The sequence below is a fragment of the Micromonospora sp. NPDC047762 genome (genome assembly GCF_043204655.1).
Lineage (GTDB): Bacteria > Actinomycetota > Actinomycetes > Mycobacteriales > Micromonosporaceae > Micromonospora.
Window position 1 is genome coordinate 403,736 of record NZ_JBIDCQ010000002.1, and the last position, 24,429, is coordinate 428,164.

The 24,429-nt window shown below is 70.7% G+C and carries 28 protein-coding genes and 1 pseudogene; 19 read left to right on the forward strand and 10 right to left on the reverse strand.

The annotated features are described in order from the left end of the window. Positions 1 to 91: 91 nt before the first annotated feature. The 3 genes from ACGF3C_RS07390 to ACGF3C_RS07400 all read right to left on the reverse strand — a co-directional run bounded on the left by ACGF3C_RS07390 (position 92) and on the right by ACGF3C_RS07400 (position 3,091). On the reverse strand, positions 92 to 817 hold the full coding sequence (locus tag ACGF3C_RS07390; protein ID WP_357228799.1) for a methyltransferase domain-containing protein: 726 nt from the start codon (positions 815 to 817) through the stop codon (positions 92 to 94). 289 nt (positions 818 to 1,106) lie between these two features. Further along, entirely contained in the window at positions 1,107 to 1,415 is a 309-nt protein-coding gene (locus tag ACGF3C_RS07395) for a hypothetical protein (RefSeq protein ID WP_357196436.1), read from the reverse strand. A 38-nt stretch (positions 1,416 to 1,453) separates the two neighbouring features. Then, positions 1,454 to 3,091 carry an ABC-F family ATP-binding cassette domain-containing protein gene (locus ACGF3C_RS07400; RefSeq protein ID WP_357228797.1) on the reverse strand — a complete coding sequence of 546 codons (1,638 nt, stop codon included), beginning with the start codon at positions 3,089 to 3,091 and terminating at the stop codon, positions 1,454 to 1,456. 62 nt (positions 3,092 to 3,153) lie between these two features. Between ACGF3C_RS07400 and ACGF3C_RS07405 the strand changes: the two genes are divergently transcribed. The 5 genes from ACGF3C_RS07405 to ACGF3C_RS07425 all read left to right on the forward strand — a co-directional run bounded on the left by ACGF3C_RS07405 (position 3,154) and on the right by ACGF3C_RS07425 (position 6,245). Next, positions 3,154 to 3,924, forward strand: a complete 771-nt coding sequence (locus tag ACGF3C_RS07405) for an ROK family protein (protein WP_124860484.1) — start codon at positions 3,154 to 3,156, stop codon at positions 3,922 to 3,924. Between the two features lie 130 nt (positions 3,925 to 4,054). Next, the gene (locus ACGF3C_RS07410; RefSeq protein WP_355005736.1) at positions 4,055 to 4,423 is read left to right on the forward strand and encodes a tetratricopeptide repeat protein; all 369 of its coding nucleotides are present in this window, start codon (positions 4,055 to 4,057) and stop codon (positions 4,421 to 4,423) included. Positions 4,424 to 4,542: 119 nt separating this feature from the next. After that, positions 4,543 to 4,797 (forward strand): Smr/MutS family protein, encoded by a 255-nt coding sequence (locus ACGF3C_RS07415; protein ID WP_007465523.1) that lies wholly within the window; start codon positions 4,543 to 4,545, stop codon positions 4,795 to 4,797. Positions 4,798 to 5,068: 271 nt separating this feature from the next. After that, positions 5,069 to 5,506, forward strand: coding sequence for a VOC family protein (locus ACGF3C_RS07420; protein ID WP_393219712.1), 438 nt, complete (start codon positions 5,069 to 5,071; stop codon positions 5,504 to 5,506). A gap of 172 nt (positions 5,507 to 5,678) precedes the next feature. Then, positions 5,679 to 6,245 carry an NUDIX hydrolase gene (locus tag ACGF3C_RS07425; RefSeq protein ID WP_393219715.1) on the forward strand — a complete coding sequence of 189 codons (567 nt, stop codon included), beginning with the start codon at positions 5,679 to 5,681 and terminating at the stop codon, positions 6,243 to 6,245. Here ACGF3C_RS07425 and ACGF3C_RS07430 read toward each other — a convergent pair whose 3' ends face one another. Then, positions 6,246 to 7,010, reverse strand: coding sequence for a helix-turn-helix domain-containing protein (locus tag ACGF3C_RS07430; RefSeq protein WP_393219718.1), 765 nt, complete (start codon positions 7,008 to 7,010; stop codon positions 6,246 to 6,248). Positions 7,011 to 7,158: 148 nt separating this feature from the next. Between ACGF3C_RS07430 and ACGF3C_RS07435 the strand changes: the two genes are divergently transcribed. After that, positions 7,159 to 7,494 (forward strand): hypothetical protein, encoded by a 336-nt coding sequence (locus tag ACGF3C_RS07435; protein WP_393219721.1) that lies wholly within the window; start codon positions 7,159 to 7,161, stop codon positions 7,492 to 7,494. 196 nt (positions 7,495 to 7,690) lie between these two features. Beyond that, positions 7,691 to 7,909: a hypothetical protein gene (locus ACGF3C_RS07440; RefSeq protein ID WP_393219724.1), complete on the forward strand. Its 219-nt coding sequence runs from the start codon at positions 7,691 to 7,693 to the stop codon at positions 7,907 to 7,909. Positions 7,910 to 7,928: 19 nt separating this feature from the next. Here the strand turns inward: ACGF3C_RS07440 and ACGF3C_RS07445 are convergent, their stop codons facing one another. The 3 genes and pseudogenes from ACGF3C_RS07445 to ACGF3C_RS07455 form a co-directional block, all read right to left on the reverse strand. Further along, positions 7,929 to 8,129, reverse strand: coding sequence for a hypothetical protein (locus ACGF3C_RS07445; RefSeq protein ID WP_393220828.1), 201 nt, complete (start codon positions 8,127 to 8,129; stop codon positions 7,929 to 7,931). A gap of 101 nt (positions 8,130 to 8,230) precedes the next feature. After that, a pseudogene (locus ACGF3C_RS07450) lies at positions 8,231 to 8,671 on the reverse strand (GNAT family N-acetyltransferase); the annotation flags it as partial. A gap of 30 nt (positions 8,672 to 8,701) precedes the next feature. Then, the gene (locus ACGF3C_RS07455; protein WP_393219727.1) at positions 8,702 to 9,328 is read right to left on the reverse strand and encodes a class I SAM-dependent methyltransferase; all 627 of its coding nucleotides are present in this window, start codon (positions 9,326 to 9,328) and stop codon (positions 8,702 to 8,704) included. Between the two features lie 190 nt (positions 9,329 to 9,518). Between ACGF3C_RS07455 and ACGF3C_RS07460 the strand changes: the two genes are divergently transcribed. The 3 genes from ACGF3C_RS07460 to ACGF3C_RS07470 all read left to right on the forward strand — a co-directional run bounded on the left by ACGF3C_RS07460 (position 9,519) and on the right by ACGF3C_RS07470 (position 10,647). Continuing rightward, positions 9,519 to 10,016, forward strand: coding sequence for an NUDIX hydrolase (locus tag ACGF3C_RS07460; protein ID WP_393219730.1), 498 nt, complete (start codon positions 9,519 to 9,521; stop codon positions 10,014 to 10,016). Between the two features lie 140 nt (positions 10,017 to 10,156). After that, positions 10,157 to 10,351 (forward strand): hypothetical protein, encoded by a 195-nt coding sequence (locus ACGF3C_RS07465; protein ID WP_357230190.1) that lies wholly within the window; start codon positions 10,157 to 10,159, stop codon positions 10,349 to 10,351. After that, complete coding sequence (locus ACGF3C_RS07470) at positions 10,324 to 10,647, forward strand: hypothetical protein (RefSeq protein ID WP_357230191.1); 324 nt, start codon at positions 10,324 to 10,326, stop codon at positions 10,645 to 10,647. Before ACGF3C_RS07465 ends, ACGF3C_RS07470 begins: the two co-directional genes overlap by 28 nt. 87 nt (positions 10,648 to 10,734) lie before the next feature. On the opposite strand, the gene ACGF3C_RS07475 is transcribed toward ACGF3C_RS07470, so the two are convergent. Further along, positions 10,735 to 11,226: a GNAT family N-acetyltransferase gene (locus ACGF3C_RS07475; RefSeq protein WP_393219735.1), complete on the reverse strand. Its 492-nt coding sequence runs from the start codon at positions 11,224 to 11,226 to the stop codon at positions 10,735 to 10,737. A 93-nt stretch (positions 11,227 to 11,319) separates the two neighbouring features. Here ACGF3C_RS07475 and ACGF3C_RS07480 point away from each other — a divergent pair, with 93 nt between their 5' ends. Then, complete coding sequence (locus ACGF3C_RS07480; RefSeq protein WP_366610663.1) at positions 11,320 to 11,640, forward strand: metalloregulator ArsR/SmtB family transcription factor; 321 nt, start codon at positions 11,320 to 11,322, stop codon at positions 11,638 to 11,640. After that, positions 11,637 to 12,119: an SRPBCC family protein gene (locus ACGF3C_RS07485; RefSeq protein WP_393219739.1), complete on the forward strand. Its 483-nt coding sequence runs from the start codon at positions 11,637 to 11,639 to the stop codon at positions 12,117 to 12,119. Before ACGF3C_RS07480 ends, ACGF3C_RS07485 begins: the two co-directional genes overlap by 4 nt. A gap of 159 nt (positions 12,120 to 12,278) precedes the next feature. On the opposite strand, the gene ACGF3C_RS07490 is transcribed toward ACGF3C_RS07485, so the two are convergent. Further along, positions 12,279 to 14,699: a M28 family peptidase gene (locus ACGF3C_RS07490; protein WP_393219742.1), complete on the reverse strand. Its 2,421-nt coding sequence runs from the start codon at positions 14,697 to 14,699 to the stop codon at positions 12,279 to 12,281. A gap of 290 nt (positions 14,700 to 14,989) precedes the next feature. On the opposite strand from ACGF3C_RS07490, the gene ACGF3C_RS07495 reads away from it, so the two are divergent. The 7 genes from ACGF3C_RS07495 to ACGF3C_RS07525 all read left to right on the forward strand — a co-directional run bounded on the left by ACGF3C_RS07495 (position 14,990) and on the right by ACGF3C_RS07525 (position 23,682). After that, positions 14,990 to 16,189, forward strand: coding sequence for a PP2C family protein-serine/threonine phosphatase (locus ACGF3C_RS07495; protein WP_393219745.1), 1,200 nt, complete (start codon positions 14,990 to 14,992; stop codon positions 16,187 to 16,189). Beyond that, positions 16,186 to 17,910: an ATP-binding protein gene (locus ACGF3C_RS07500; RefSeq protein WP_393219749.1), complete on the forward strand. Its 1,725-nt coding sequence runs from the start codon at positions 16,186 to 16,188 to the stop codon at positions 17,908 to 17,910. Before ACGF3C_RS07495 ends, ACGF3C_RS07500 begins: the two co-directional genes overlap by 4 nt. After that, on the forward strand, positions 17,907 to 18,359 hold the full coding sequence (locus ACGF3C_RS07505) for a response regulator (protein WP_355005723.1): 453 nt from the start codon (positions 17,907 to 17,909) through the stop codon (positions 18,357 to 18,359). Before ACGF3C_RS07500 ends, ACGF3C_RS07505 begins: the two co-directional genes overlap by 4 nt. Beyond that, positions 18,352 to 19,161 carry an inositol monophosphatase family protein gene (locus ACGF3C_RS07510; RefSeq protein ID WP_393219754.1) on the forward strand — a complete coding sequence of 270 codons (810 nt, stop codon included), beginning with the start codon at positions 18,352 to 18,354 and terminating at the stop codon, positions 19,159 to 19,161. Before ACGF3C_RS07505 ends, ACGF3C_RS07510 begins: the two co-directional genes overlap by 8 nt. A 181-nt stretch (positions 19,162 to 19,342) precedes the next feature. After that, complete coding sequence (locus ACGF3C_RS07515; RefSeq protein ID WP_393219757.1) at positions 19,343 to 20,359, forward strand: coiled-coil domain-containing protein; 1,017 nt, start codon at positions 19,343 to 19,345, stop codon at positions 20,357 to 20,359. A gap of 36 nt (positions 20,360 to 20,395) precedes the next feature. Continuing rightward, positions 20,396 to 21,958: a fused MFS/spermidine synthase gene (locus ACGF3C_RS07520; RefSeq protein ID WP_393219760.1), complete on the forward strand. Its 1,563-nt coding sequence runs from the start codon at positions 20,396 to 20,398 to the stop codon at positions 21,956 to 21,958. Between the two features lie 71 nt (positions 21,959 to 22,029). Then, positions 22,030 to 23,682 carry a protein kinase gene (locus ACGF3C_RS07525; protein ID WP_393219763.1) on the forward strand — a complete coding sequence of 551 codons (1,653 nt, stop codon included), beginning with the start codon at positions 22,030 to 22,032 and terminating at the stop codon, positions 23,680 to 23,682. Positions 23,683 to 23,744: 62 nt separating this feature from the next. Here the strand turns inward: ACGF3C_RS07525 and ACGF3C_RS07530 are convergent, their stop codons facing one another. Then, positions 23,745 to 24,413, reverse strand: coding sequence for a potassium channel family protein (locus tag ACGF3C_RS07530; protein ID WP_393219767.1), 669 nt, complete (start codon positions 24,411 to 24,413; stop codon positions 23,745 to 23,747). Between the last annotated feature and the right edge of the window lie 16 nt (positions 24,414 to 24,429).

Here is a 24,429-nt window from a genome sequence, read left to right on the forward strand (position 1 = left end):
CGACCTGCGCAGCTATGGTGCTGCGCGCCGCCGGCCTCGACGACCTCCGCGCCACCCACCGCCTGGAATTCCGCGAGTCCACCCGGATCCGCTAGTCGAAGAAGCGGGCCAGGTGGGACTGCGGTGCCGGGTCGGCGTCCGGGGGGAGGGGCGTCAGGTCGGCGAAGATCGAGGCGCCGTCGCAGCCCGCGTGCAGTGGGTACCAGCGCGGCGTGCCCGGTGGCCGTAGCTGGCAGATCCCCTTGAACGTCTGCACGTCCATCAGCCGGACGTGAGTCGGGTCGGCCACCGCGTTCACATGCCCCCACCAGGGGCTCATCACGTGCAGCACCCCGCCGGGGCGGAGCACCCGGTGACACTCGTCGACCAGCGGCAGGAAATCGATCAGGTGCTCCAGGATGTGCACCGCGAAGAGGACGTCCACCGAGTTGTCGGCGAGCGGCAGCGAGCCGGACAGGTCCGCCACCGCATCCACGCCGGGCGCCGGGTAGATGTCCAGCCCCAGGTTGCTCGACCACTGCTTGGTCGGCCCACAGCCGAGGTCAACCACCACCGGCGCCCGCCCGCCGATGCCGACCCGGCACCAGACGCCGTAGACACCGGCGAGCCGTCCGACCAGCTCCCGCACCAGCCGTAGCTGGGCGGGCTCGGCCACCTGGCCGCTCAGATGCGCCACCCCCCGGTCGAACCGCACATCGACCGCCAGGTCGCGCAACCGATCATCGTGGCGGACCTGATCCGCCCATGCCTGGGCGAGGAAATCATCGATCGCCCGCAGCCGGTCGGCCGAGGGCGGAGTCTGTGCCAAAGCGACCATTCGGGCCACCTCCCGCCGCGCGATACCCGCAATCCCGCCCGTTATGCCCCACTCGTCCACCTCGCCGCTCGCTGAGGCGAGGTCCGCCCACGCGCGTGTCGCGGGTCGCGGGCCGAGTCGCACTCATCGTGATGTCACACAGTCATCACGATGACTCCACGACATCACGGTCAACAGCGGCACGGGCTTCGCGCCGGCACGGGTCTCGCGCCGGCACGGGTCTCGCGCCGGCACGGGTCTCGCGCCGGCACGGGTCTCGCGCCGGCCGCCTCGGCCCGGAGCGGTCGGATCAGCCGGAGATGGTGCGTCGGCCGCCGCGCATTCGCTGGCGGGGTGGCGGGTCGGCAGGCTTCGGCCGCTTCAGGTGGTAGCGGTGCAGTTCGTGGTTGCCGGGCAGGGACGGGTCCTCGCTCATCGCGACCAACTCCCAGCCCTGGTCGCCGGCCCGGTTCAGGTGGGCCAGCGAGGTGTCGCCGTACGGCGTCACGTCGACCATCGAGCCGTCCGGGCCGTACCAGACGAAGACGACCTCCCAGCCGAGGTCGGTGGTCGCGGCCTGGCGGCGGCGGACCAGCAGGGCGTACTCCCACTTGAGCATGGCGTCATTCTCACCCCGCGCCGGCCCACGGGCACGGATCAATCCTCGGCGATCCGCCCGGCGTCGACCCGCAGTCGCCGGTTGGTCTCGATGGCCGCCAGCATCCGCCGGTCGTGAGTGACCAGCAGCAGCGTTCCGGGGTAGCTGGCCAGCGCCGATTCGAGCTGCTCGATGGCGGGCAGGTCCAGGTGGTTGGTGGGCTCGTCCAGCACCAGCAGGTTGACCCCACGGCCCTGGAGCAGGGCCAGCGCCGCCCGGGTGCGCTCACCGGGGGAGAGGGTGGCCGCCGGTCGGGGCACGTGCGCCCCCCGCAGGCCGAACTTGGCCAGCAGGGTCCGCGCGTCCGCCGGCGACAGGTGGGGTACGGCCGCCTCGAACGCGTCGATCAGCGGCATGTCGCCGAGGAACAGCCCGCGGGCCTGGTCCACCTCGCCGATCACCACGCCGGGCCCGAGCGAGGCGGTGCCCTCGTCCAGCGGCAGCCGGCCCAGCAGCGCGGCCAGCAGGGTGGACTTGCCCGAGCCGTTCGCCCCGGTCACCGCGACCCGGTCCGCCCAGTCGATCTGGAGGTCGACCGGGCCGAGGGTGAAGCCACCACGGCGTACCACGGCTCCGCGCAGCGTGGCCACGACGGCGCCGGCGCGGGGCGCGGCGGCGATCTCCATCCGCAGCTCCCACTCCTTGCGGGGCTCCTCGACCACGTCGAGCCGTTCGATCAGCCGATCGGTCTGCTTGGCCTTGGCGGCCTGCTTCTCGCTCGACTCGGCTCGCAACTTGCGGCCGATCTTGTCGTTGTCGGTGGCCTTGCGGCGGGCGTTCTTGACGCCCTTCTCCATCCAGCCACGCTGGGTCCGGGCCCGAGCCTCCAGCCCAGCCTTGGTCTCCGCGTACTCCTCGAAGTCCGCGCGGGCGTGCCGACGGGCCACCTCGCGCTCCTCCAGGTACGCCGCGTAGCCGCCACCGTAGTGGTTGACCTGCTGCTGTGGCAGGTCCAGCTCCAACACCCGGGTCACAGTGCGGGTGAGGAACTCCCGGTCGTGGCTGACCAGCACCGTGCCGGCGCGCAGCCCGGTGACGAACTCCTCCAGCCGTTCCAGCCCGGCCAGGTCCAGGTCGTTGGTCGGCTCGTCGAGCAGGAACACGTCGTACCGGCTGAGCAGCAGCGACGCCAGCCCGGCCCGGGCCGCCTGACCGCCGGAGAGCCCGGTCGTCGGGTGGTCCAGGTCGACCGCGAGCCCCAGGTCGGCGCTCACCTGCTCGGCGCGCTCGTCCAGGTCCGCGCCGCCGAGGGCGAGCCAGCGCTCCAGGGCGTCGCCGTACGCGTCGTCGGCGCCCGCCGCCCCTGCGGTCAGCGCCTCGGTCGCCGCGTCCAACGCCGCCTGCGCGGCGGTCACCCCGGTCCGGCGGGCCAGGAAGTCCCGTACCGTCTCGCCCGGTCGCCGTTCCGGCTCCTGCGGCAGGTGCCCCACGCTCGCGGTGGGCGGGCTGAGTCGCACGCTGCCGGCCTCGACCGGCAACAACCCGGCGAGGGTACGCAGCAGCGTCGACTTGCCGGCCCCGTTCGGCCCGACCAGCCCGACCACGTCGCCGGGGGCGACCACCAGGTCCAATCCGGCGAAGAGTGGGCGGTCGCCGTGCCCGGCGGCCAGGTCCTTGACGATCATCGTGGCGCTCATCAGGACGGCAGCCTATCCGGCCGCCTGCATATCACCGCTCCCCAGCGGGCAGACTCAACGACGTGGTGACCACACTGGCGATCGACTGTGGGGGCGGGGGCATCAAGGCGTCCGTGCTCGACGAGGCGGGAACGATGCGGGCCCGGCCGTTGCGGGTGCCCACCCCGTACCCGTTGCCGCCCGCGCTGTTTGTCCGGACCCTGCTGGATCTCGGCGGGCGCCTGCCAACGGCGGACCGGCTCACTGTCGGCGTACCCGGGATGATCCGGCACGGAGTGGTCGTGAGCACGCCGCACTACGTGACCCGCAGCGGCCCCCGCAGTCGGGTCGACCCGGACCTGCTCGCCGAGTGGTCCGGCTGGGACGCGCGCGGCGCGCTGGCCGACGCGTTCGGGGTGCCGGCGCTGGTGCTCAACGATGCCGAGGTGCACGGTGCCGGAGTGGTCGCCGGCACCGGCTGCGAGCTGGTGCTGACCCTGGGGACGGGGCTGGGCAGCGCGCTCTTCGACGGCGGGGTGCTCGCACCGCACCTGGAGCTGTCGCACGCGCCTGTGCGCTGGGGCACCACCTACGACACGTACGTCGGCGAGCCGGAACGGCGGCGGCTCGGCGACGCCTTCTGGTCCCGTCGGATCCGGCAGGTGGTGGACGGGCTCCGCCCGGTGTTCCGCTGGGACCGGCTCTACCTGGGTGGGGGCAACTCCCGACTGATCCGGCCCGAGCAGCTGGCCCGGATGGGCGACGACGTGGTGGTGGTGCCGAACACCGCCGGAATCGTCGGCGGTGTCCGCGCCTGGGAACTTTCGGCCGGACGACGCAACGCCCGCACCTGACCGTTCGACGCCTCTTCGGCGGCCATCGGCGGCCGGAAGTGACCTGATCTCGACCCCGGGAACAGTCGCCAAACGTCCGGTGTTGTGCCAGCGTCGGAACAGGTGACGGTGCGACCCGAGGAGGTGGCAGATGGATCTTCTGGCGGACTACCGGCGGGCGACCATGTTCTTCGAGACCGGTGACCCCAGCGGTGCAGCCCGACTGCTGGAGCCGATCATCGACGCCGAACCCGGCAACGCTGCGGTCCGGCAACTGCTGGCCCGGGCGTACTTCCAGTCGGCCCAGCTCAACCGGGCCGAGGAGCACCTGCGTGAGCTGGTCGAACGGGACCCGAGCGACCACTACGCGCACCACGTGCTCGGTCGGACGTTGGAGCGGCTGAACCGGCACACCGACGCGCTGCGGCACCTGCGGATCGCCGCAGCGATGTACGCGGCCAACGACGACTACCGGACCGCGCTGGAGCGGGTGGAAACCCGAGTGGGCGGTCGACGCTGAGCGCGCGGGTCGACGTGGCAGGGGCGGTCCTTCGGGGCCGCCCCTTCGTCGTCGTCGGACGACCTGGCGGACGTGCCTAGGATGGCGGACATGGGACCTGACCGGCCGGGGGCTGCGGCATGAAGCTCAAGCTGGACCTGCACGAGATCTTCAACAAGGGCCAGGACATCGACCGGGCGTTGCGCGGGATCATGGACGAGGCGGTGGCGAAGAAGGCCACCCTCGTCGAGATCATCCCCGGAAAGGGGTCCGGCCAGCTCAAGAAGCGGGTGCTGCGGTTCCTCGACCAGAAGGACGTCAAGCAGCTCTACCACCGCGTGGAGAAGGACTCGAAGAACTTCGGCCGCCTCTTCGTCCACTTCCGCTGGAAATAGCGACCGCATGGCCTCTGATCTGCCTTTCAAGGCTCTACTGAAGCCATCGAACCATGGTCATGCCGGTTCCAGGCCGCCAAGGGCTCGCGGAGCGTCTGCGCTGGCCGGGTCTCCGAGTCGGGGCGACTTCGCCACCGGCGAGGTCCAGCGGGGCGGTCCCCAGGAGCCTCGGTGGTTCACTGCGTGGACGTCTCAGCGGTGATGTCGTGGCGGGGATGCCCGGAGCCGGGCCGGCCGCTCGGTGTGGCCTTCGGCGGTCTACGGTGTGGCGATGTCAGAGCAGTGGTCCTTGACCGTCGACTGCGCGAGCCCGCGTGAGCTGGCCGCGTTCTGGTGCCTGGCGCTGGGGTACGTACCGGCCGCCCCACCAGAAGGGTTCGGCACCTGGGAGGCATGGCAGGCCCATTTCAAGGTTCCTGAGGACGAGTGGGACGACGGCGCCTTCATTGAGGACCCCGACGGGATCCGGCCCGGTATTTCGTTCCTGAAGGTGCCGGAGCCGAAGGTAGTCAAGAACCGCATGCACTTCGATATCCACGTCGGCGGCGGCAGGCACGAGCCGTTGGAGGTGCGCTGGCTGCGGGTCCAGGCGATGGTCGAGAAACTGGTGGCAGCGGGCGGGACCGTACTCCGGGTCGACGAACCGGACGGTACGCCTGACCACGTGACGATGGCAGACCCAGAGGGCAACGAGTTCGACGTCCTTTAGGCCTGTTCGGGCGGACAGTTGGCCAAGCCGCGGCCCTCAACAGCGTCACGCAGGTCCTGATACCGATGGGTCACGCAGGTCCCGAGCCCTGACTCCGTCGAGGTGAGTCTCGGATGGATCTTCGTCGTGTGGTGTGACGGTCCGTCTGCGCCAGCGGTCGGACACTGAGCTGGTGACGGAGGAGCAGGGTACCGAGCCGACGCGGTGGACGATTCACGGTGAGCGGGTGGTGGACGGCAGCCGGCGGGCGCGGTTGAGCATCGCCGACGTGGAGCTGCCGGACGGGGTCCGTTTCGAGCAGTACGTGATCCGGGCGCCCCGGTCAGCCATGGTCGCGGTGCTTGACGAGCAGGAGCGCCTGCTGCTGATGCGGCGGCACCGGTTCGTGTTCGACAGGTGGGTGTGGGAGCTGCCCGGGGGTTATGTCGACGACGGCGAGCAGCCGGCGAGCTGTGCGGTCCGGGAGGTCGAGGAGGAGACCGGGTGGCGTCCGGGTCCGGTGGAGCCGATGCTGTCGTTCCAGCCGTGGGTGGCGACCGCGGACGCCGAGAATCTTCTGTTCCTTGCACGCGAGGCGACACATATCGGTTCGCCGGTGGACGTTAACGAGGCCGAGCGGGTGGCCTGGGTGCCGTTGACGGAAGCACGGGACCTCGTGTCTCGGGGTGAGATCGTGGGATCGGGCACGGTGATCGCGGTGTTGGAGCTGGTCGCGCGCAAAGCCCGGGGCGAGCTGTAGTCAGCGGCGTTGACCGAGGGTCACGTCGACACGGTTGATGAAGTGTCGAACGGCTGGCCGGCGGCGGTGCGCTGTGAGTTTGGTTTGCAGGTCGCGTAGGTACCGGACGGCTCGGGCTGATCGCAGTTGAGAGGTCAGCGTGAGGGCTTTGGCCCCGATGACGCTGGCGCGATCGGGCTCGCCGTTATGGGCGTGGATGGATGCGAGAAGAGTGAGATTGAAGGCCTTTCCGCGTACGTAGCGTTCGTCCATCTGCAGTGAGCAGGCGGTGAAGCGTTCGGCCTGCTGGTAACGGCCGAGGGCATGGAAGCAGTGGCCGAACTTGGCTGACAGGTACGCCTCGTCGAAGTAGCCGAGCCATTGCGGGTCGCTGCTGCGGTCGGCCCGGTCGAGGGTCTGTTCTGCCTGGTGCAGTGCGGTGGTGCAGGCGCGTTCGTCGCGTGCGGCGGCGTGGGCATGAGCTTCCATGACCAGCGCCTCGGCGGTCAGCACTGCGAGGCCGAGCGACATCCGGGTCTCGTCCGGCATGCCGCAGCCGTCGGCGATCCGCTCCAGCACGTCGATGGAGGTGACCTTCCGGCCCGCTATCACCCGGCTGACATAGCCCTGTTCCAGGCCGACCACGGCCCCGATGCGCGTCTGACTAGCCCCCGTATGCCGGACAAGCAGCCGGACCAGAGTGCCGATGTCGCGGACACGCACTGCTGTCCTGACGTCCTGCCGCGCCCAGAAGCCGTCCGGAGTCTGAAGCTGGTCGACTGGCACAACCGGTCCTACCCGTCGTCGACTGACTACGCATCGTGCTCAACCTGGAGCCTAGGTCTGGTGCCCGCGCAGGTCGAGCCGCTCATGTCACCGTGACATGGCTAGCGGACATGGCCCAGAGGCCGCAGCCGGCAGGACCGTCTTGGGCATGTTGTTCGATATCGACAACCCACCAGTCGAGCCGCCCGATGGCTGCCGCCACCGGCTGCTGTGGCGTCTGTGCCGAGCACTGTGGGAAGACCACCGCCCCGACCGTGCCGGCCACTTCCTCATCGTCGGTCGCGTCCACGACGACCAGCTTGTGTCGTGCCGCCTGGCACGCCTCGCCGTAGAAGGCCTGCGAACTGCTAGCGGCGAGCAGTCCGCCGCGTCGCAGCTGTGGCTCGATATCGCCCGGAGCCGAATCGCCACGGGTGACCTCAACCTCATCGCCGTCATGGCGGAGGCAGGTTGGCACCGTAGCCGTGCGGGTCTGACGGAGTGAGGATGGCTGCTATTTACGGCCTGGCGGCCCTCATCGACCACGCCCAGGCTCAAGTCGCCGCTGCCGACGAACTTCTGAACCGCCACGACGAGGTCGGGCTCGACCTGTGCCGATGCGGCCGGCCGCATCCCTGCTCGGAGCGACTGGGGTGGCTCCAGAGGCGGGCGCACTTCGTACACCTCATTGGCGACCTACGGTGACCACCCACGGGCCGGTGCTGCCGTTCTGGACCTGCGGAGGCTGCAATGCGGCCTGGCCCTGCCGAACCCGACAGCAAGAACTACGCGCTGAGTACGAGGGCGCAGCCGTCTCCCTGGCGCTCTACATGGGTGCTCAACTGGTCTGCGCCTCGCGAGACCTGACCTGGGTGCCGGCGGGGGTTCTGCACCGTCGCTTCCTGGGTTGGACCCGGTGAGCATCTTCGGTGGCGGCGGTCAGAGGCTGGCGATGAGGAGTCCGCACACGGCCAGTGGAAGCACCGCGGACAGGCTGCCCAGCATGGCCGCCGAGCGGATCCGGGTACGGGCGATGAGGATCGCGAGCATGGCCAGGCTGACCAGCAGCGCGAGGAACAGCGCGGGCGTAGCCGTGTAGAGCCCGAAGAGCAGCGCCCGCGCCCGTTCCGAGTCGCACACCTCGGTGCAGCGTTACGCCTGTTCAGAGGTGAGGGTGGCACCATGCGCGTCAGCCCGATCTCAGCGACCATGGTGTCCGCGTCCTCGAACGACTCAACCGTGCGGAACCCCTCAGCGGCATACACCCTCGCAGCGAAGTTCGCCCGCTCCACGCTCAGCGACACCGTGCGGATGCCACGTTCTCGTGCGGCCTGCAGAACGGCGCGCAGAAGCGTCCGCCCCACGCCCCGGCCCCGCCAGGTTTCCACCACGCCGATAGTCAGCTCCGGCACGTCGTCACTCACGTACCCGTAGCCTGGATCGGCGGAGGTCAGGTACCGGAACCAGGCCGCGCCGATTGAACGACCAGCCGAGTCCACCGCAACCAGGCCGAAGTCGTCTGGTCGCATCCAGCCGGTGACGTAGTGAGCCAGCGCAGGGTTCGCCAGGATCTGTTCGCGCGACCAGTTGCGCTCAGGCAGCCAGTTCACGGCCTCCACGAGCATGTCGACCAGGAATTCGGAATCAGCAGAGGTGGCCGCGCGAATGCCGAGGTCAGTCACCGCCGTAGCCTCGCACAGGGCCGGGCCTGGTCAGCTCTGTGGTCGCTGCGCCCAGAAGAGGGTGTGCCCGCTGCTGCCTTCGGGGACGAAGTCCTCGGCGATGATTGCCAGCCCCGCCTGTCGCAGCCATGAGCGGTAACTGGAGGCATCGGCTTGGCTCCACCACATGGTGGCGTCGCCATCGAGCCAGTTGTCGTCGGTGCCTGTCCAGGCGCTGTTGCCGACGGTGGTGAGCAGCCAACCGCCGGGGCGTAACCAGGTGGCGATGCTCTTGATGAGCTGCGGTTGATCGGCCAGGGGCATGTGGATGACTGCGTACAGGCAGACCACGGCATTGAACGAGGCTGGCGGCAGGTCGAGCCCGGTGGCGTCGGCGCGGAGAAAGGTGCCGTTGGGCACTAGGCGGCGCGCCCGCTCGATCTGCACGTCGCTGATGTCTACGCCGGTCACGCGGTGTCCAGCGTTGGCGAGGAAGCGGGCGACCGGCACCCCACAGCCGCACCCGAGGTCGAGGACCGCTGCTGAGGCAGGCAGGCGCTTGTGTAAGCCGGCGAGCCAGGGAGCGTACTGACCGTCGTCAGCGTTGTCCGATCGATAGTGGTAGGAGAGTGCGTCGTACCCGCGTCGGACCACGTCACGCTCGTCACTCCCGCTCATTCCGGGAACGCTACGAGGCTCGGTGCCGCCTGCCGATCCCTTTATCTCGGTACGGCTGAGCCCTGCCAGCGGTAGAGGTCGCGCAGTAGGGAGATCTCGGCACCGTGATGCCCTCCATGGGGAACCGCTCGGAGGTGCACCACGACCGTCGCGGGCGTCGACGGTGATCGTCGACCCCTAGGGTGTTCTGATGTCGGCGGTTAACCTGCGGCGGTCGGCGCGTGCGGTCGTCCTCGATGAGGACGACCACGTTCTGCTGCTCAGACTCGCCATTCCCGATCCAGCGGGCACGATCGCCGTTTGGATCACTCCCGGGGGTGGTGTCGAGGACGGCGAGACGCCATTGGCCGCCCTGCGGCGAGAGCTTCGCGAAGAGGTCGGTCTTGCTCTCGATGTCGACCCGCCTCAGGTCTGGCACCAGGAGATCGTCGCCGCCGGGTTCGCGCCCGGCCACGATGGCGTGGTGAACGACTACTTCCTCGTTCGGACCGCGTCGTTCACGCCGCGCGGTTCGATGAGCGATGAGGAGCTCGCGGCCGAGCACGTCATCGGCTGGCGTTGGTGGTCGCTGTCAGAGATCAGGGAGTACGTCGGCCCGGAACTGTTCTCGCCTCGCGATCTCGCCACGCCCTTGGCCGAATTGATCAGTGCCGGAGTGCCGGCCCAGCCCGTTGCGCTCGGCCTGTGAACCACACCCCTGCGGGATCAGTTGCGGCGTCGCCGGTCCCAGCGAAGGCTTCGACGCCTACGGCGGGCGGCGCAGGTTGGGCGTGAGGATCGGCCGTACCGCCGACGCGGAAGCGCGAGGCAGCGTGCTCTCATGACCGCGTGAATCTGACGTCACTGATCCGGGCCAGTAAGCGGCAATTCCTGTTCGGCGCGGTGATGTGGTGTATCGGCGCCCCGCTCATCTTCTACGCCCTCTTCCAAGGGATGCTCACGCTCTACTTCATGGGGTTGGCGACGATGGCCGTCGGCACTGGCATCGTCGCCAGGTGCCTGCGGCAGACGGCTGGAAAGTGACCATGCCGGACTCGCTGAACGTGTGGGCGGGCTGGGCCTGCGTCGGGTTGGCCCTGCTGTTCGCACTCAATGGGGTGCGGCTCCTGCGGGAGGAGCGGCATCGACGTCCGACGACCAACCGGCCATTCAGCGGACGTGAGCTGATGTGGGAGAGCGTCGCGATGGCGTTGCTGGGAACCGGCAATCTGATCGGCGGATCATGGGTGTTGCTCGTCATTCCGGCAGTGATCATCATGATGGTGCTCCTCGCGCGGCTGTTTGCCCGCTCAGGCGGTCGAAGGCGTCAGTCGCGCTAGCCAGGTTAAGCCACCCAGGCTGTCACGCCGGCCGCAGTCGAGCCGGCCGGCGACCGACCGGGTGTGCGACCCGGGCGGCTGACGGTGTCATGGAAGGGTGCGCACCATCGTGTCCGCGTCCTCGAAGGACTCGACAGTGCGGAACCCCTCGGCGGCGTACAGCCTTGCGGCGAAGTTCGCTCGCTCCACGCTCAGCGACACCGTGCTGATGCCACGTGCTCGGGCGGCGTCGAGAACGGCCCGTAGTAGCGCCCGCCCCACACCTCGGCCCCTCCAGTTCTCCACCACGCCGATGGTCAACTCCGGCACGTCGTCACTCACGTACCCGTAGCCAGGGTCGGCGGCGGTCAGGTAGCGAAACCAGGCCGCGCCGACCGGCCGCCCAGCCTCATCCACCGCCAGCAGGCCGAAGTCGGTCGGCTGCATCCAGCCGGCGACGTAGTGCGCCAGTGCCGGATTCGCCAGGATCTGCTCGCGCGACCAGTTGCGCTCAGGCAGCCAGTTCACGGCCTCCACGAGCATGTCGACAAGGAAGTCGAAATCAACCGGGGTAGCTGCGCGGACGTCGAGATCAGTCACTCCCGGAGCCTCACACACAAGATCGATACGGCCAATGCCATTCCATCTGCGGACCTGCTTGACGAGCATGTCGGTAAGTCGTAGCTTACGTTCGTGGTGACTTACGGAGCACATTCGGGCTGGGAGGCGCTCGGCGATCCAAGCCGGCTCGCCATCGTCCAGCGCCTGGCCGAGCGGCCCTGTGCCGTCGGGGAGTTGGCGGACGAGCTTCCGATCAGCCGACCGGCCGTGTCGCAGCACCTCAAGGTGCTCAAAAGTGCCGGCCTCGTCATCGACCAGGCGATGGGAACCCGCCGGGTCTACCGGTTGAGTCCGGTGGGGTTGAGCGCGCTGCGGGACCAGCTCGACACCTTCTGGCGTCGAGCGCTCAACGGATATCAGGACGTCGTCGAAGAGACGGAGGAGAGTTCATGACGCAAGCAGCTACAGCAATGGTGCGCCGCCAGATCGTCGTCAACGCACCGGTCGAGCGGGCCTTCACCGTGTTCGCCGAGCGGTTCGGCGACTTCAAGCCACCCGAGCACACCCTGCTCGACGTCCCGGTCACCGCTACCGTGTTCGAGCCCAGGGTCGGCGGGCACATCTACGACGTCGGGGCCGACGGCAGCGAGTGCCGGTGGGCGCGCATCCTCGCGTACGAGCCGCCGACCCGGATCGTCTTCAGCTGGGACATCGGACCGACCTGGCAGATCGAGACGAACCTGGCCCTCACCAGCGAGGTGGAGATCCGATTCGTGGCCGAGACCCCGTCTCGGACCCGGGTCGAGCTTGAGCACCGGAACATCGACCGACACGGCCCCGGCTGGGAGTCGCTTCGGGACGGCGTCGACACCGACACCGGGTGGCCGCTGTACCTCAGTCGTTACGGGTCCTTCTTCGGCGCCGACAGCTAGCGGCGCGCGAACCGCTCGACGGAGGGAAATTTTCGGTTCAGTGGGCTGCGGCGACGGTAATCGCTGGCACCGGATCGGTGCCGGCCAACCGGAGCCGGTGGGCTGACCGGAGGAGAAGGTGGTCCGGCGACGAATCACTCGCCGGACCACCTCCAACCGTCAGAGGGGATAGGTGCGGGCGACCGCCAGCATCTCCGAGCTGTGCGACCCGACGACGCCGACGGCCGGCGGCCGGGGGCGGAAGCCGGGCAGCGCGTCCAACCCGTCACTGGCGTCCATCGCCCGCAGCGCGACCTGCCCGGCGATCGGGCGCACTGTCAACACGACCTCGATGCCCTCCGCCGGCGGGGCGTGGAACACCAGCCCGAAGCCCCACTTCCCGGCGCGGGGCTCCACCGGCACCGACCGCCCCGCCACGTCGGCGCGCAGCACGGTGGCGGTCGACGTGTCGACGTGCAGGGTGGCGAGCCGGGCCACCCGCTGCGGGGTGAGCCGCAGCCGCAGCGTGCGCTCGCCGCCCGCGGTGGCGTCGGCCACCACCTCCAGCTTCGGCGCCGGCAGGTTCGCCGACTGCGCCGGTCCGGCCCGCAACTCACCGTCGCCGAGCCCCGGGAAGTCGTCGCCGACATCGGTGACCCCGTCCACGTAGCCGTCCGTCCACGGCTGCGGGTCGCTCTCGTGGCTGAGCCAACGGGCCTGGCCGGTGCCGGCGTCCAGGGCGTACATCAGGTGGGTGGGAGCGGGGTGGGCGGCGTCGAACCGGTCGACGCCCAGGCCGACCCCGGCGAGCACCACCGCCGCCGCGGCGGCGGCGCCGGCCGGCAGCACCGCGAGCCGCCGGGCCCGCAGCGCGAGCAGACCACGCTGGCCGCCGGCCTGCGGGTGCAGCAGGTCGACCACCGGCAGGGCGACCAGGCCGAGCAGCACCGCGACCAGCGCGGCCACCCCGCCCATTGCCATCCCCAGCGCGGGGAAGAGCAGCACCACTGTGGGCAGCAGGATGACCACACCCACTGCCGCGGCGGCCGTCACCGCCACCACCGGCCACGGTCCGGTCTGCCGGGTACGCAGCGCGACGAGCCCGCCGAGGGCGCCGGCCAGCGCTGGCACTGTGGTGAGGTACGCCCCACCCGGTACCGCCACGGCGAGCAGCACCCCGAGCACTGCCAGCCAGGCCAGCCCGCCGACGGCCAGCGCGGCCGGGCCGATCCGGCGGCGGGTCAGCGCGTACCAGGTGAACAGGATGGCGGCGGCGAGCGCCAGGACGGCCAGCCGGTACCAGATCGGCCGGTACGGGTCGAGCAGTTCCGCGTACCCCGGTCGGATCGTGGTGATCGCCAGCCAGAGCAGTTGGGCGGCGACCGGCGCGGCGACGATCGGCACCAGGGCCAGCGCGAAGCCGGCGGCCAGCCGGCCGGTGCTGGCCCGGCCGCTGCGGCGGGTCAGCCAGCCCAGGGCGGCCACCAGTGCCACCGCGAGCAGGGCCAGCGGCACTGTGAGCCAGCCGGGGTAGCGGACCAGCCCGCCGGGGACGGGGAAGTAGGTGGCGTCGTGCCCGGAGCGCAGGTCGGTCAGGTCGGTGCCACCGAACTCCCGGGCGAGGCCCAAGGCGTTGTCCCCGTGCTGCTGGAGGCTGCCCCGGTCCATGGCGGCCGGGGTGTCCAACGGCGTGTGGTAGATCGCGCCCCCGTCGATGTACGCCGAGTTCAGCCCGACGAACTTCTGATCGAGGAAGGCGGTGAAGTCGGTGTCGTTGGGCAGCGCGCGGTAGATCTCCACAGCGAACGAGGTGCCGACCGGGTGTGGGGCGGCCCGGCCGAAGATGTCCACCAGCTTCGCGTTGTTCCGGGACGTCTCGAACATGATCACGGGCCCGGTGGAGCCCCGCGCCTCCAGGTTGAGCACCACACCGCCGTCGGCGGCCAGCGGGTGGCTGGCGGCGAACGCGGACGCGCCGCAGAGGCACGCCTCCTCGGCGTCGGTCAGGACGAAGACGATGTCGTTGCGCGGCCGGGGGCCGGTGGTCAGCGCGCGGGCCACCTCCAGGATCGTCGACGTGCCGGCCGCGTCGTCGTTGCCGCCCGGCCCGGTCTGCACCGAGTCGTAGTGGGCGACCAGGAAGACCCGGCCCGTCGAGTCGGTGCCCGGCATCCGGGCCACCACGTTGCGCACCCGGGCCAGCGTCGCCCCTCCCGCCGCCCCGCTGAGCTGACCGGCCTCCGGTGCCACGGTGTCCTGCACCTCGGTCTCCAGGCCCAGCCCCCGCAACTGCTGCTCAAGGTGAGCGCGGACCTGCTCGTTGGCCGGGCTGCCGGCGACGTGCGACCGGGCGGCGATCACCTGGACGTCCTCGTACGCCCGGCCGGCGCTGAACGCGTCCGCCGGGGCGTCGGCCGACCTCGGGGTGGGGGTGCGCAGGTCGAGCAGACTGCCGGCGCCGACGGCGGCCAGCGCGACCAGAGCCGCCGCGGCGGCCACGAGCCGCCGGCGCGGCCGGGTCAACGCGCGGTCGGCAAGGGGTACGCCCGGGACCGGACGGGGTGGCGTGCCCGTCGTGGCCGGGGTGGTGGGTGCTCCCACGGGAACTCCTCGGGGGGTGGTGGGGCCTGGGGTGGGATCATCCTGCCCGTCGGCGGTCGCTGAGGGGATGGCCGGTACGTCAGGCGTCCATCAGCCGCCCGGTTTGTCCGCGGCCGAGCAGTGATGCGCCCCATCCCCGCCCGCGCCGGAGGCATCGTGTTGTGTGCGACCGTTGTCTAATACAGGATCAGCGGGGCACTCGAAAGGAGCCCGACATCACCAGCGAACTCCCGCGTCTCGCGGCGGTGACCCGGCCGCACCGGGGGGCCGGCTCGGCCGGTTCCCCAGTTGTGCCGTACCCGCACGGTGGTCTGGCGCGGCACGCCAACCTGCCGCCGGGTGAGCGGCTGCGCGTGCTGCTGGTGGAGGACGACGAGGGCGACGCCTTCCTGGTCGGTGAGCTGCTCGCCGAGACGAACTCGATGATCGACCTGCTGGTCGCCACCAGCCTGCGCGAGGCGCGGCAGCGAATCACCAACGTCGACTGCGTCCTGCTCGACCTGGGTCTGCCCGACGCCCAGGGGCTGGACGGGCTGCGCCAGGTGTTGGAGATGTCCAGCGGCGCCGCGGTCTGCGTGCTGACCGGCCGCACCGACGAGCACCTGGGCGTCGTGGCGGTCGCCGAGGGCGCCCAGGACTACCTGGTCAAGGGCCAGGTCGACGGGGTGCTGCTGACCCGGGCGCTGCGCTACGCCGTGGAGCGTAAGCGCGCCGACGAAAACGCCCGACGGTTGCGCGAGGTCGAGCTGCGCCAGGCCGAGTCGGCCCGACTCGAACGCGGTCTGCTGCCCCAACCGCTGATGACCACCGACCAGGTCGCGGTGCACACCTTCTACCGGCCGGGCCGGCACGCCGCCCTGATCGGCGGGGACTTCTTCGACGTGGTGCAGACCCACCCGGACCGCCTCGACCTGATCGTCGGCGACGTCTGTGGGCACGGGGTGGACGAGGCCGCGCTCGGGGTCGAGCTGCGGGTGGCCTGGCGCGCCCTGGTGCTCGCCCGGGTGCCGGACGACGTGGTGCTGCCCGCTCTGGAGCAGGTGCTGATGAGCGAGCGCCGCCTCCAGGAGATCTTCGCGACGGTGGCCACCGTCAGACTGGACCTGGACGCCAACCGGGCCACCGTACGACTGGCCGGGCACCCGCCACCGCTGCTGCTCTCCGGCGGCCGGGTCGCCCCGGTGCCCGCGCCCGGCGGCCTGCTGCTGGGCGTACGACCTCGCCGGCCGATCGCCTACGACCTGGAGTTCGACACCGATGACTGGTCCCTGTTGATGTACACCGACGGCCTGATCGAGGGGCGGGTGGGTGCCGGCAACGAACGGCTCGACGTGCCGGGCCTCAGTGGCTTGCTGGACGAGCCGGCCAACCGTTCGGTGTCGCTGCCCGAGCTGCCGGCGTGGCTGGTCGGGCGGGCCGAGCGGCTCAACGGTGGGCCGCTCGCCGACGACGTGGCCATGCTGCTGGTCAGCCGGGGCGGTGGCCGGTGAGGCCGGTCATCGGCGGCTGGAGTCTCCGCCGCCGGGTGATCACCCTGCTCACCGTCGTGGGTTTTCTGTTGATCGGGCTGGCCGGCGCGGAAGCGGCGATGGCCGCCCGCAACCGCACCCAGATCGACGCGGTGCTGAACGAGACCGGCCCGTTGCGGGTGCAGTCCCAGGAACTGCTCAACGCGTTGCTCGACCAGGAGACGGCGATCCGCGGGTACGCGGTCAGCGGCGACCAGGACGACCTGAACCCCTACCGGGAAGGGCTCGCCCAGGAGCAGAGCGTCATCGTCTCGATGCGGAAGCTGCTAGACGACTATCCGGAGATCAGCCAGGAGCTGCGGACCGTCGAGGAGCGTGTCACGCAGTGGCGGCGGTCGGTCGCGGAGCCGGTGATCGTCACCACCGAGCAGAGCGGCACCAGCGCCGGGCAGGCGTTGGTCACCGAATCTGCCCGGCAACAGTTCGACGAGGTGCGCTCGGCGGTGAACGACCTCCAGGAGGAGGTCCTGGCCGCCCGGGAGCAGACCGCCGCCAACGTGCGTACCAGCAGCAACGTGCTGGTCGTCCTGCTGATCGTGGCCGCCCTGGTGGTGGTCATCGCCGGTACGGTGCTGCTGCTCTCGCTGGACCGGATGGTGGTCCGGCCGCTGACCGGCCTCGCCAACCAGGTCCGCGAGGTCGCCGAAGGCGACTACCAGCACCGCATCGCCACCGTCGGCCCGCCGGAGTTCATCCAACTCGGCGAGGACGTGGACGCGATGCGGCAGAAGATCGCCGCCGACCTGGCCGAGGTCCGGGCCGCCCGCGAGCGCATCGAGTGGGTGAACAGTCAGCTCCAGAAGCAGGCCGAGGAGTTGACCCGTTCCAACCGGGACCTGGAGCAGTTCGCGTACGTGGCCTCGCACGACCTGCAGGAGCCGCTGCGTAAGGTCGCCAGCTTCTGCCAGCTGCTCCAGCGCCGTTACGCCGGGCAGCTCGACGAGCGGGCCGACCAGTACATCGCCTTCGCCGTGGACGGCGCGCAACGGATGCAGCGCCTGATCAACGACCTGCTCGCGTTCTCCCGGATCGGGCGGCTCACCACCGGCTTCGTCGAGGTCGACCTCAACAAGGTGATGGGCGACGTGGCCGGCCAGACCGAGGCCGCCCGGCAGTACGCGGACGCCGAGTTGACCTGGACCGGGCTGCCGACGATCTCGGGTGAGGAACCGCTGCTCACCAACCTGCTGGCCAACCTGGTCAGCAACTCGATCAAGTTCCGCCGCCCGGACGTGCCGTCGAAGGTGCACGTCTCGGCCCGCCTGGTGGGTGCCGAGTGGGAGATCACCTGCCAGGACAACGGCATCGGGATCGAGCCGGAGTTCGCCGACAAGATCTTCGTGATCTTCCAGCGGCTGCACTCGAAGGACGCGTACCCGGGCACCGGCATCGGGTTGGCGATCGTCAAGAAGATCGTCGAGTACCACGGCGGCCGCGTCTGGGTGGACACCGACGTGCCCGAGGGCACCGCGATCCGGTTCACCCTGCCGGCCCTTCCCGAGGACGTCGCGGCGGCTGCCGCCGCCGATTCCGCGGTGGAGCCGACCGATGGTGACGCGACGCCCTCGACCGAGGCTCCGGCAGAGCTGATCGAGCAGGCCGACGGCCCGGACCAGCCGGACCGGGCCGACCCGACGCTGGAAAGCGGTAGAACGGGTGACATGAAGGAGACGGTGGGATGACCGCGCCGGCGGACGGCAAGAGCCCGATCGAGGTCCTGCTCGTCGAGGACGACCCGGGTGACGTGCTGATGACCCAGGAGGCGTTCGAGGAACACAAGCTGCGTAACCGGCTGACCGTCGTCTCCGACGGGGCCGAGGCGCTGGCCTACCTGCGCCGGGAAGGTCAGTACGCCGACGTGACGGCGCCCGACCTGATCCTGCTCGACCTCAACCTGCCCCGGCGCGACGGCCGGGAGGTGTTGGAAGAGATCAAGAAAGACCCGAACCTGCGCCGGATCCCGGTGGTGGTGCTCACCACCTCGCAGGCCGACGAGGACATCCTGCGCAGCTACCAGCTGCACGCCAACGCCTACGTGACCAAGCCGGTGGACTTCGAGCGCTTCATCTCGGTGGTCCGTCAGATCGACGAGTTCTTCGTCAGCGTGGTCAAGTTGCCGCCGCGTGGCTGACACCCTGCTGGACGACGTCGGCGGCCTGCTCTGGGAGGCCGCCGACCAGGTCGTGCTGCCACTGTTCCGCAAGCTCGACGACGATGACGTGTCGGAGAAGGCGCCCGGTGAGGTGGTCACCGTCGCGGACCGCCGGGCCGAGGAACTGCTCTCGGCGGGGCTGCGCCGGCTGCGGCCGGGCTCGAAGGTCGTCGGCGAGGAGGGTGTCGCCGACGATCCGGGGTTGCTGCGGCACCTCCGCGACGGCGGGGACGTCTGGCTGGTCGACCCGGTCGACGGGACCGCCAACTTCGCCGCCGGTCGCCGGCCGTTCGCCCTGATGGTGTCGCTGCTGACCGACGGGCGACCGGCCGCCGGCTGGATCCTCGACCCGCTGGCCGGCACTCTCGCCTCCGGCTCGGCGGACGAGGGCACCCTGCTCAACGGTCGACCGGTGGACGGCACCGGCTCGGTGCCGCCGCTCGGCGAGCTGCGCGGCGCGGCGATGACCCGGTTCCTGCCGCCGGAGACCCGCGACCGGGTCCGCGCCGGCGGGCGGCGGCTCGGTGAGCTGCTGCCCGGCCAGCACTGCGCCGGTCGGGAGTACCTGGACATCCTCACCGGCGAGCAGCAGTTCGTCCTCTTCTGGCGCACCCTGCCCTGGGACCACGGCCCAGGCACGCTGCTGGTCCGTGCCGCCGGGGGCGTCGCCCGCCGATTCGACGGCGTCGACTACCACCCCGCCGACGACGGCCGCGGTCTGCTCGTCGCCGCCAACGAGCAGGTCTGGGCCGACGTGCGCGAGGCGCTCCTCAGCCCCTGATCCGCGCGCTGCGCGACCGCCCTGGAACGCTGCGTCGACATCGAGGCAGCCTGAGGTTCAGCAGGCTGGTCACCGGCCCACGATCCGGTATCGTGACCGGCGGTCTCCGCCAGCGGGCCGCCGACCGGCGTCGCCATGCAGCGTTCAATCGGGGGCCGGCGGTCGACGGAAGGACGCTTTCGTGCCCAGGAACAGGTTCAGCCCGCGGCTCGGTCGCCGCGCTCTGTTCGCCGTGCTCGCCGCCGTCGCGCTGGTGCTCGGCGGTGCCGCGGTGCCCGCGTACGCGGAGCCGGACGAGGGTGGCAGCAAGAAGCTGCGGGACGCGCTGGAGCTGACCGCCAGGGGCCACATCGAGGCCAAGGCCAAGCTGGACAACTCCAAGCGTCGCCAGACCGCGCTGACCGGCGAGCTGACGACGATCGAGGGTCGGCTGGTCGGGCTCACCAGCCAGGTGGGTGAGGTGGCCGCCCAGTCGTACCGGGTGGGTCGGTTGAGCGCTGTCTCGATGCTGCTCAACACGGCCACGCCGGAGGCGTTCCTGGAACGCGCGGGCGACCTCGACCTGATGGCTCAGCGGGACAGCAAGCGGCTGCGTGACCTCACCGAGGCCCGGCTGCAGGCGCAGCAGGCCAAGGTGGCCATGGACGCCGAGGTTCGCGAGCAGCAGAAGCAACTCGCCGTGATGGCGAAGAAGAAGAAGGAAGCCGAGGAGGCGCTCGCCGAGGTCAGCTCCGGCGGCAGCAACGGTTTCAGTGGTGGCAGCTCCACCTCGGCGAAGCCGGCACCGCGTAACTCCGACGGGTCCTGGCCGTCGGAATCCTGCTCGGTGAAGGACCCGACGACCTCCGGGTGCATCACTCCGCGCACCCTCAACGCGCTCAAGCAGACCCAGGCGGCCGGCTACAAGCGGCACGTCTCCTGCAAGCGCAGTGGTGGCGGCGGCGAGCATCCGAAGGGCCGTGCCTGCGACTTCTCGGCCGCCACGAACGGCTTCGAGGACAAGAACGCGACCGGCGGCGACAAGGCGTACGGGGACAGCCTGGCCGCCTGGCACGTGCGCAACGCCGACCGGCTGGGCGTGCTCTACGTGATCTGGTACCGGCAGATCTGGCATCCCGGCACCGGGTGGCGCTCGTACAGTGGAAGCGGCTCTCCGGCGGCATCCCACACGAACCATGTTCATCTATCGATGTACTGACCCGGAGCACCAGCTTCGCTGCGTACCATCGCGACGATGAGCTCCCCACCGTCCGACGTAGCGGCCCTGCCGGCACCCCCGGCCCAGCCCGTGCCGATCACCGGCCGGGCGCTGCCCAACGGCCTGGCCGCGTTCCTGGTCTTCTTCTCCAGCGGTGCCGTGCTGGTGCTGGAGACCGTCGCCCTGCGCCTGGTCGGCCCGTACGTCGGGGTGACCCTCCAGGTGACCAGCTCCGTGATCGGCATCGCGTTGGCCGCCATCGCGTACGGCGCGTGGTCCGGTGGCTGGCTGGCCGACCGGCGCAACCCGCGGGGCCTGCTCGCGCCGGCGTTGGTGCTGGCCGGCATCGCCACCGCTGTCACCCTGCCCGTCGTCCGGTACGCCGGTGAGGTGTTGCGCGGTGGTGCGGCCAGCGGCATCCTGCTGCTGGTCGCGTTGGCGGTGTTCGTGCCGGCCGCGCTGCTGGCCGCGGTCACCCCGCTGGTCGTGAAACTCCAGCTCGCCGACCTGCGCCGCACCGGCCAGGTGGTCGGTCGACTCTCCGGGATCGGCACCCTGGGCGGCATCACCGCGACCCTGCTGACCGGGTTCGTGCTGGTCGCCGCGCTGCGCAGCACCGTCATCCTGCTTGCCCTGGCGCTCGCGCTCGGGCTGGTCGGCATCGGCCTCGGCTGGTACCTGCGCCGAGAGGAGCCCACCGAGCTGCCCGGTCCGGCCCGGGCCCGGGCCGCGCTGGCCGTGCTCGGCCTGGCCGGGGCGGGGCTGAGCACCGTGGCACCCAACCCGTGCGACATCGAGACGGCGTACCACTGCGCCCGGGTCACCGCGGACCCTTCCCGGCCCAGCGGACGGACGCTGCTGCTCAACTCCGCCCAGCACTCGTACGTGGACCTCGCCGACCCGAAACACCTGGAGTACGCGTACACGAAGTGGATCGGCGCGGTCGGCGACGTCGCCGCGCCGGCCGGGCAGCGCCTGGACGCGCTGCACCTGGGCGGCGGTGGGTTCACGGTGCCGCGCTACCTGACCGCGACCCGACCGGGCACCGACAACCTGGTGTTCGAGATCGACGGCGGGCTGGTCGAGCTGGGTGAGCAGGAGCTGGGCGTACGGCCGGGGCCGGACCTGCGGGCGGTGGTGGGTGACGCCCGGATGCTGGTTGCCGCCGAGCCGACCGACAGCCGTGACCTGGTGGTCGGCGATGCGTTCGGGCACCTGGTGGTGCCCTGGCACCTGGCCACCCGGGAGATGGCCGCCGACGTGCGGCGGGTGACCCGCCCCGGCGGCGTGTACGTGCAGAACGTCATCGACTACCCGCCGCTGCGGTTCATCCGCGCCGAGTTGGCCACGGTGGCCGCCGAGTTCGGGCACGTCGCGTTGATCGCGCCACCGGAAGCGCTCGCTGAGGAGCGGGGCTCCAACTTCCTCATCGTCGGCTCCGACGCGCCGTTGCCGCTGGAAGCCGTCCGGGCCCGGCTGGCCGAGGTGGACCCGAAGGTCAGCCTGCTGTCCGGTGCGGCGCTGACGGACTTCGTCGGTCAGGCGATGGTGTTGACAGACGACTACGCCCCCGTTGACCAACTGCTGGCCACCGCCTGATCGGGTGACAATCCTGACCGATTCCGATACTCCAGGTGTAGGCGGGCCGTTACTGGGCAACATCGCTCACCATGGGCGGTGGGGACCGGAACGGCGCGCAGTTGCTCGATGAGCGGTACCGGCTGATCGAGCAGCTCGGCGCGGGTGGCATGTCGGTGGTCTGGCGTGGCTATGACGAGGTGCTGGGTCGCCAGGTCGCGGTGAAGGTGTTGGCCTCCCGGCTGGCCAGCGACCGGGCCTTCCGCCACCGCATCCGGATCGAGGCGCAGGCCGCCGCGCGGCTCTGCCACCCCAACATCACCAATGTGTACGACTACGGCGAGTCCGAGCAGGTCGGTCTCACCGTGCCGTACGTGGTGATGGAGCTGGTCGACGGCGCTTCGCTGGCCAGCCGGCTGGGTCGGGAGAGCCAACTGCCGTGGCGGGAGGCGGTGACCATCGGCGCCGAGGTCAGCTCCGCGCTGGCCACCGCGCACGCTCGCGGAGTGGTGCACCGCGACGTCACACCGGGCAACGTCATGCTCACCTCGACCGGCGTCAAGGTGGTCGACTTCGGCATCTCCGCGCTCGTCGGGGAGAGCGAGAAGGGTCCGGACGGCGCGCTGTTGGGCACTCCCGCGTACCTCGCCCCGGAGCGGCTGGACAACGGTCAGGTCTCCCCGGCCACCGACGTGTACGCGGTTGGGCTGCTGCTCTACCGAATGCTCACCGGTCGACTGCCGTGGCTGGCCAGCACTACCACCCAGATGCTGCGCGCCCACATGTACAACGACCCGGAGCCGATGCCCACCGTCCCGGGGCTGCCCGACGGGGTGGCCGACCTGGTCGGACGCTGCCTGGCCAAGCGACCCGCGGACCGGCCGGCCACCGCCGAGCTGACCCGGACGCTCGCCGAGGCGGCCGGCATGCTCGCGGCGGTGCCGGTCTCCCCGGCCGCCGGGCCGCTGGACGCGGCGATGCTCGGCAGTGCGCGTACCACCATCCTGCCCTGGTCGGCGGCGACCGACGCGTTGCCGCTGTCGCGGACCCGTAACCGTCGGACGCAGCAGCGGGTGACCCGGCGTCGGCGGGTGGAGGCCGGCGTGGCCGCCGTCGGGCTGATCGCTGTCACCGGGGCGATGTGGGGGTTCACCTCGCGCAGCCCGGCCAGCGGAGAGGACCGGCCGACGACCGAGGCTCGGATGGGGATGCCGACGGCGGCGCCCTGCGAGGTGGCGTACGCGTTGCGCACCGACTCCGGCACCGACTTCTCCGCCGAGCTGACGCTGACCAACACCGGTGGCCGTGAGCTGCGGGACTGGGCGATGAGCTTCACCTTCCCCGGGCAGCAGAAGGTGACGAAGGCGGAGCCCGCGCCGGTGCACCAGCAGGGGAGCACGGTGCTGATCCGACCGGCGGCCCAACGCACCACGCTGGCCCCCGGTGCGGCCGAGAAGGTGACCCTCACCGGCAAGTACAGCGGGGCGAACCCGTTGCCTGTCGAGTTCCGACTCGGCGAGGCGACCTGCGGGGTTCGGGTTTCCGGCGTCGCCGGCAGCGCTCCGTCCACGGCCCCGCCGGCCAAGGCCGCCACGGTGAAGGCCCCGCCGAAGAAGACGACGGCACGCGGCGGCTCCGGCGCGGGCGGCGGCGCGTCGAAGGCCAAGCCACCGAAGCCTGCGAAGGCCCCGGCGAAGCCCGCGAAGCCCGCGAAGGCCGCCGGTGGTGGCCCGGGAAAAGTGTGAAGGTGACCAAGGGGCCGCGTGGTCACCGGAAGTGAGCAGGCCAGCGTAGGGGCTGTAACAGGTCAGCGCATCCCCGCGAATCGCTGCACCTGGTCGATCCCACCCTCGACGATGAGCACCCCGCCCTGGGCAAGCGTGGTGTCGTCGGAGGTGTACCGGAAGCGTTCGCCCGGCAGTTTGGCGCCGATCACGCGTACCCCGAAGCGCTCCTCCGGTCTCAGGTCGAGCAGGGTGCGCCCGACCAGGGACTCCGGCACCCGGACGGTGGCGATGGCGAAGTCGTCGTCGAACTCGATGAAGTCGAGCAACCGGCTGACGATCAGGTGCGCGACCCGGTCCCCGGTCTCCGCCTCCGGAAAGATCACGTGGTGCGCGCCCACCGACGCCAGGATCTTGGCGTGCTTCTGCGAGGTGGCCCGCGCCCAGATCTCGGGTACGCCCAGCTCGACCAGCGCCAACACGGTGAGCACACTCGCCTCCACCGAAGCCCCGATGGCCACCACGGCCCGCCCGAAAGTGGTGATGCCCAGCTGCCGCAGCGCTCCCTCCTCGGTCGCGTCGGCCTGAACCACCCGGTCGAGCTGCGCCGACCAGCGCTGCACCTTCGTCGGGCTGCGGTCGATCGCCAACACCTCGCGGTCCATCCGGGTCAGCGACCCGGCCAGGTGGCAACCGAATCGACCCAGCCCGATCACCACGATGCCGCCGCTGTCCGCCCGTCTAGCCGACACCTCGGCCCTCCCTGCT